This is a genomic window from Roseateles sp., from assembly GCF_019237615.1.
Classification (GTDB): domain Bacteria; phylum Pseudomonadota; class Gammaproteobacteria; order Burkholderiales; family Burkholderiaceae_C; genus Pelomonas.
Map to the genome: position 1 here is coordinate 1 of NZ_JAFAGT010000074.1, position 6,452 is coordinate 6,452.

General features: G+C 68.6%; 7 protein-coding genes and 1 pseudogene. 6 read left to right on the top strand and 2 right to left on the bottom strand.

Annotated elements, in window-relative coordinates:
* The 6 genes from JOY88_RS14930 to phaR form a co-directional block, all read left to right on the top strand.
* Positions 1-184, top strand: a 184-nt coding sequence (locus tag JOY88_RS14930) for a TorF family putative porin (protein WP_367269804.1), incomplete at its 5' end; no start/stop codon positions are given.
* Between the two features lie 14 nt (positions 185-198).
* Complete coding sequence (kdpC, locus tag JOY88_RS14935) at positions 199-828, top strand: potassium-transporting ATPase subunit KdpC (RefSeq protein WP_293503422.1); 630 nt, start codon at positions 199-201, stop codon at positions 826-828.
* Between the two features lie 9 nt (positions 829-837).
* Positions 838-969 carry a hypothetical protein gene (locus JOY88_RS14940; RefSeq protein WP_293503423.1) on the top strand — a complete coding sequence of 44 codons (132 nt, stop codon included), beginning with the start codon at positions 838-840 and terminating at the stop codon, positions 967-969.
* A 77-nt stretch (positions 970-1,046) separates the two neighbouring features.
* Entirely contained in the window at positions 1,047-3,722 is a 2,676-nt protein-coding gene (locus tag JOY88_RS14945; RefSeq protein WP_293503424.1) for a DUF4118 domain-containing protein, read from the top strand.
* A 15-nt stretch (positions 3,723-3,737) separates the two neighbouring features.
* Positions 3,738-4,427, top strand: a complete 690-nt coding sequence (locus tag JOY88_RS14950) for a response regulator (RefSeq protein WP_293503425.1) — start codon at positions 3,738-3,740, stop codon at positions 4,425-4,427.
* 106 nt (positions 4,428-4,533) lie between these two features.
* Positions 4,534-5,061: a polyhydroxyalkanoate synthesis repressor PhaR gene (phaR, locus tag JOY88_RS14955; RefSeq protein WP_293503426.1), complete on the top strand. Its 528-nt coding sequence runs from the start codon at positions 4,534-4,536 to the stop codon at positions 5,059-5,061.
* A gap of 405 nt (positions 5,062-5,466) precedes the next feature.
* On the opposite strand, the pseudogene JOY88_RS14960 reads toward phaR, so the two are convergent.
* Both JOY88_RS14960 and JOY88_RS14965 read right to left on the bottom strand, forming a co-directional pair.
* A pseudogene (locus JOY88_RS14960) lies at positions 5,467-5,892 on the bottom strand (integrase core domain-containing protein); the annotation flags it as partial.
* Between the two features lie 271 nt (positions 5,893-6,163).
* Positions 6,164-6,452, bottom strand: a 289-nt coding sequence (locus tag JOY88_RS14965) for a hypothetical protein (protein WP_293503427.1), incomplete at its 5' end; no start/stop codon positions are given.

Below are 6,452 nucleotides of genomic sequence, written 5' to 3' on the forward strand. Positions count from 1 at the left end.
CCGCCACAACTCCGCGGGCTCGTATACGGACTATTCGCTGACGCTGGCCAAGGACTTCTCGGGCCTGGTGCTGAGCGGCGCCATCGTCGGCACCGATGCCAACAAGGGCTTCTACGCCAGCCCTGTTAACGCCAAGTTCATGGGCAAGACCACGCTGGTGGTCGGCCTGAAGAAGACCTTCTGAACAGGAGCCCCGCCATGACAACGACGCTTTCCACCTCTGCCGCCGCGACTGGCACCGAAGCGGTGGCGCTGTGGCGCCCCGCGCTGACACTGTTCGTCGTGCTGAGCCTGGTGACGGGCCTGGCCTACCCGCTGCTCGTCACGGGCATCGCGCAGACGGTGTTCCCGGTCGCGGCCAACGGCAGCCTCGTCGTGCGCGACGGCAAGGCCATCGGGTCCACGCTGATCGGCCAGACCTTCGCCGATCCGGGGCATTTCTGGAGCCGCCCCTCGGCCACCGGCCCCATGCCCTACAACGCGGCCAACTCGGGCGGCAGCAACCTGGCGCCGACGGCACCGGCCCTGGTCGACGCCGTGAAGGCGCGCGTCCAGGCGCTGCGCGCGGCGGACCCGGGCAACACCGCACCCGTGCCGGCGGACCTGGTGACGACCTCGGCCAGCGGCCTGGACCCGCACATCAGCCGTGCCGCGGCCGACTACCAGGCCGCCCGCGTGGCCCGCGTCCGCGGCCTGCCGCTGGCGCGCGTGCAGGCGTTGGTGGCGCTGTACACCGAAGGTCGCGCGCTGGGCTTCATTGGCGAGCCGCGCGTGAACGTGCTGCGGCTCAACCTTGCGCTGGACGCGTTGGTGCCGGCGGCGCGCTGAGGAGCAGGCGTGGACTACCTGAATGCGCTGCTGGCGCTTGGCGCGGTCGCCTTGCCGCTGGTCGCGGTCTGGGGGCTGATGGAATGGCAGGCGCGCCGGCGCGCGCGCGTGCAGGCCAAGCGCGGCTCGCACGACTCCTGAAGCCCTATGCTATTGAACCTCGCCTTGTCTGGCAGTTGGCCGGCGCTCCAGGTGCCCGAAATGGTGGTGACCCCCCCGTGACCGATACGCGTCCCGATCCCGATGCGCTGCTGGCCAAGGTCCAGCAGGACGAAGTCGCGGCCCGGCGCGGGCGGCTGAAGATCTTCTTCGGCGCGAATGCTGGCGTTGGCAAGACCTTCGCCATGCTGGCCGCCGCGCATGCGGCGCAGCAGCAGGGGCGGCCGGTGCGCATAGGCGTCGTCGAGACCCATGGCCGCGCGGACACCGAGGCTCTGGCCGGCGACCTGGAGCGGGTGGCGCTGAAGGACGTGGCCTACCGCGGCCAGACCTTGCGCGAGTTCGACCTCGACGCTGCCCTGGCCTGGGGGCAGCAGCAGCCCGGCGGCGTGCTGCTGCTGGACGAGCTGGCCCACAGTAACGCGCCAGGCTCGCGCCACACCAAGCGCTGGCAGGATGCGCAGGAGCTGTGCGAGGCCGGCGTGGAGGTGTGGACAACGCTGAACGTGCAGCACCTGGAGAGCCTGAACGACGTGGTGGGGGGCATCACGGGCATACGCGTGCAGGAGACGCTGCCGGACCGGGTGTTCGACGAGGCCGACGAGGTGGTCGTCGTGGACCTGCCGCCCGACGAGCTGCTGCAGCGGCTCAAGGAGGGCAAGGTCTATCTGCCGGCCCAGGCCGAGCGCGCAGCCCGGAACTTCTTTCGCAAGGGCAACCTGCTGGCGTTGCGGGAACTGGCGCTGCGCCGCACGGCCGATCGCGTGGACGACCAGATGCAGGCCTACCGGCGCGCGCACAGCGCCGCGGCCGTCTGGCCCAACCGGGAGTCGCTGCTGGCCTGCGTCGGCCCCGACGCCACCAGCGACAAGGTGGTGCGCAGCGCCGCGCGCCTGGCCCAGCAGCTCGGGCTGGACTGGCATGCCGTCCATGTCGGGACGGCGCGCGTGCTGGGCGACGCGGCACGGCGGCACGTGCAGCGCACGCTGGAGCTGGCCAAGTCGCTGGGCGCGCGGACGGCGGTGCTGTCGGCACCCGAGGTGGCGGCGGCCCTGGTGGGCTATGCGCGCGAGCACAACCTGTCACGCCTGGTCGTGGGGCGGCGTGAGCGCGACTGGCGCTGGCCCGGCCGACCCTCCCTGGCCGAGGCGCTGAATCGGCAGGCCGAGGAGATGGACGTGCTGCAGGTGGCGCTGCCCACCGCGGCGCGCGAGCGTGAAGCGCCGCTGGAGCCGGCGCGCGGCCTGCTGACGCCGCTGGCACGGCGCGGCTACGCGGCCTCCCTGATCGGCGTCGGGCTGACCTCGCTTGTCGCCCAGGGGCTGCTGGAATTCATAGCGCCCACCAACATCGCCATGCTCTTCCTGCTCAACGTCGTCGGCGTGGCGCTGCGATTCGGCCGGGCACCGGCGGCATTGTCGGCGCTGCTGGGCGTGGCCGCATTCGACTTCTTCTTCATCGAGCCGCGCTGGTCGTTCGCGGTGGGCGACGCGCAGTACCTGGTGACCTTCGCGGTGCTGCTGCTGGTCGGGCTGGTCATCGGCCAGCTCGCCGCCGGGCTGCAGGCGCAGGCCAAGGCGGCGCAGGAGCGCGAGCGCCGCGTGCGCGGGCTGTACGCCATGTCGCGGGACCTGGGCGCCGCCCTGGTGCCGGAGCAGGTGGCGGAGATCGCGGCGCGCTTCCTGCGCGCGGAGTTCGGCATTGCGTCGGCCGTGCTGGCGCCGCCGCTGGCGGCCACCTCCAGTCGCGAGGTGCTGGCCGTGCTGCCCGGCGCGACGGCCCAGCCGGACCTGGGGGTCGCCCAATGGGCGTTCGACCATGGCCAGCCGGCCGGGCATGGCACCGACACCTTGCCCGCCAGCGCCTGCCTGATGCTGCCGCTGACCGCGCCCATGCGGCTGCGCGGCGTGCTGGCCATCGAAAGCAAGGGCCGCCGCTGGCTGCCGGACGAGCGCGAGCTGCTGGACACCTGCGCCGCGCTGCTGGCCATTTCCCTCGAGCGCATCCACTACATCGATGTCGCGCAGCAGAGCACGCTGCAGATGGAGTCCGAGCGCCTGCGCAACTCGCTGTTGACCGCGGTGTCCCACGACCTGCGCACGCCGTTGTCGGCCCTTGTCGGGCTGGCGGACGCGCTCAAGCTGGCGCCTCCCGCGCTGAGCCCGGCGCAGGCCGAGGTGGCCGAGGCCATGCGCCGCTCGTCCCTGCGCATGAGCGCGCTGGTCAGCAACCTGCTCGACATGGCCAGGCTGCAGTCCGGCGCCGTGCAGCTGAACCGCCATTGGCTGCCGCTGCAGGAGGTCGTGGGCACGACCCTGGCGAGCCTCGAGGAGGTGCTGGCGGGGCGCGACGTGGACGTCGACGTGCCGGGTGACCTGCCGCTGGTGCAGGTGGACGCCGTGCTGATCGAGCGCGTCCTGGTCAATCTGCTGGAGAACGCGGCCAAGTACACGCCCCCGGGCAGCCCCATCCGCATCGCCGCCCGCACCGCGGGCCGCAACATGGAGATCGACGTGTCGGATGCCGGCCCTGGCTTCCCCGCGGGCCGCGAGGCCCAGCTTTTCGACAAGTTCGAGCGTGGGGAGCGCGAGAGCGCGACGCCCGGCGTCGGCCTGGGGCTGGCGATCTGCAAGGCCATCGTCGACGCCCATGGGGGGCGGATCACGGCCCACAATGTGGCGGGCGGCGGCGCCTGTGTGAGGATGGAGCTTCCTCTCGGCCAGCCGCCGGGCTAGCCAAAGGAAGTAGCGATGGGCGCGGCGCGCGTGTTGATGATCGAGGACGAGCCGGAGATCCGGCGCTTCGTCCGCATGGCGCTGGAAAGCGAGGGGCTGGAGGTCTTCGAGGCGGGCACGCTGCAGCGCGGCCTGATCGACTCCGCCACCCGGCGCCCCGAACTGGTGGTGCTGGACCTCGGGCTGCCCGACGGCGATGGGCTGGATTTCATCCGCGAGTTCCGCGGCTGGTCCGGTGCTCCCATCCTGGTGCTTTCGGCACGCGAGGGCGAGGAGCGCAAGGTGCAAGCCCTCGACGCCGGTGCCGACGACTACCTCGTCAAGCCCTTTGGCGTCGCCGAGCTGCTGGCGCGCGTGCGGGTCCAGCTGCGCCGACATGGCGGCGGCAACGACGGCGAGCCGGTGCTGAGCTTTGGCGACATCCAGGTGGATAGAGCCCTCAGGCAGGTGAGCCGGGACGGGCAGCGCCTGCACCTCACGCCCATCGAATACCGTCTGCTCCAGGAGTTCTGCACGGCGCCGGGGCGGGTACTCACCTATCAGCACCTGCTGAAGTCAGTCTGGGGGCCGGACCATGTGGAGGACCTGCACTATGTACGGGTCCACATGGCCAATCTGCGCAAGAAGATCGAGGCGGACCCGAACCGGCCGCGCTGGCTGATCACGGAAGCGGGCGTGGGCTACAGGCTGGACCCCAAAGCCTGAGCGCACTGCATCGGCAGCCCGGATGATTGAAGGCTCCAGGTAAACCCGTCCGAACGGCGCGTCAGGGACTGCCTAAAATTTGCTGCACTGCACAGGAGACTCCCGCATGGCGACAGCCCGCAAGAAGGCGGAATCGACGACTGAACAGGCCGGCGAAGCCAAGCCCGGCCTGCGCATTCTGAAGAAGTACCCCAACCGCCGCCTTTACGACACGCAGACCAGCAGCTACATCACGCTGGCCGACGTGAAGCGCATGGTGCTGGAGGGCGTGGCCTTCGAGGTGCACGACGCCAAGACCCAGGAGGACCTGACGCGCTCCATCCTGCTGCAGATCATCCTGGAGGAGGAGACCGGCGGCGTGCCGATGTTCTCCACTGCGTCGCTGGCCCAGATCATCCGCTTCTACGGCCATGCGATGCAGGGCGTCATGGGCGGGCTGCTGGAGCGCCAGATGCAGGCCTTCGCCGACATGCAGCAGCGCTTCACCGAACAGACGCCGGGCATGCCTTTCACGCCCGAGGCCTGGACCGGCCTGATGGGTGGGTACGCCGAGCAGTCCAAGACGCTGATGAACCAGTGGCAGGAGCAGCTCAAGCAGGCGGGTGCGATGTTCCCGTTCGGCCCGAAGAAATAGGCGATTTGCCAGATCACCGGAAGGCAGCGATGAATGAAGCGACCACCTTCGTTCCCGCGATCGGCTTTGTCAGCTTGGGCTGACCGTAAACCTCTGAACCTATACAGGGGACGGAGACTGCGAGGGTGAGTTCGCAGCGAATGCCGCCACCCGCCGCCCGTTCCCGGACATCACGATGTCTGGAATGAGGCGGGCATCTGCCAACTTGGAATCTCGACCGATCCGGTGAGCGGCATAGGTGGTCAGCGGCCATCCATCCGCGACAGGTGTCTCGTCAACCCGCGATGGAGTTTGCGGGCGCGAGCGTTGGACTGGTGCTATCGACCCAGAGTAGGCATGTGCAAGACCGGGGCGCGCCGTCTCCCCCAGACATAGCGGCTGGCGTGAAGGTAGTTGTCGCCTCGGTCATGCAGCCTGGGGCTGAGTATCTTTGCTCTGCAGCACGGCGTCGACGACCGCATCACGCTCAGGGTTGAGCGTGACCGTCGTGATCGGAGGCCAGTCGCGCGTACCGCGAGACCCGCGCGCAGGATGTTGTTGACGCGCATGCGCGTAGAGCACGCTGCGTGCGGCGAGGATGGTCGCATCCTGCCCGGCATGCCGCTGTGACGGTGCTCGACGTTGTGCCAACGCACGAACTCGGCAGCCCAGCCGCGTGCTGCATCGAGGTCGTCGAAGCCGCGCGTAGGGAACGCCGGCCGGTACTTCGCGGTGCGAAGCAGGCTCTCGACGAACGCGTTGTCGTCGCTGACGCGTGAGCTCGAGTACGAGGGGCTTCACGCGCAGCCAGTACAGCATCGCCAGCACCGCCGTGGCCTTGAGCGCGGCACCGGGCCGCCTTGCCGGCTTCGTCCATCGCCGCCGTCACCAGCACGGCATCAAACCGCGCCGCAGCCGCCCACACCTTCTTGTCCGGCGATTGCGCCAGGGCGTCGCTATGCCAGCGCTCCAGCGCGCTCGCGCTAACGCCGACCTCCAACGCCAGGGCTCCCGCTGGCGTGCTCTCCGGTGGCAGCATGCGTGCTGCGGCCTTGTCCTTGAATGCTGCTGAGTATTGAGAAAAGAATTTTCAAGGGTGCTTGACGGCGATGCAAAAAGCTGACTAGAATCTCGCCTCTTTGCTGCTGACGAGTGGATTGCGAAAGCAAAAATTCAAAGGCGGGGAAGAGAGGCAAAGCCGCCGAGCGCTGAGAAAAGAAATTTTCGAAATGCTTGACGGTGATGCAAAAGGCAGATTAGAATCTCGCCTCTTTGCTGCTGACGAATGAATTGCGAAAGCGACGAATTCGAGGGTGGCGAAGAAAACAAGTTGCCGAGTATTGAGAAAAGAAATTTTCAAAAATACTTGACGACGACGCAAAAAGCGGATTAGAATCTCGCCTCTTTGCTGC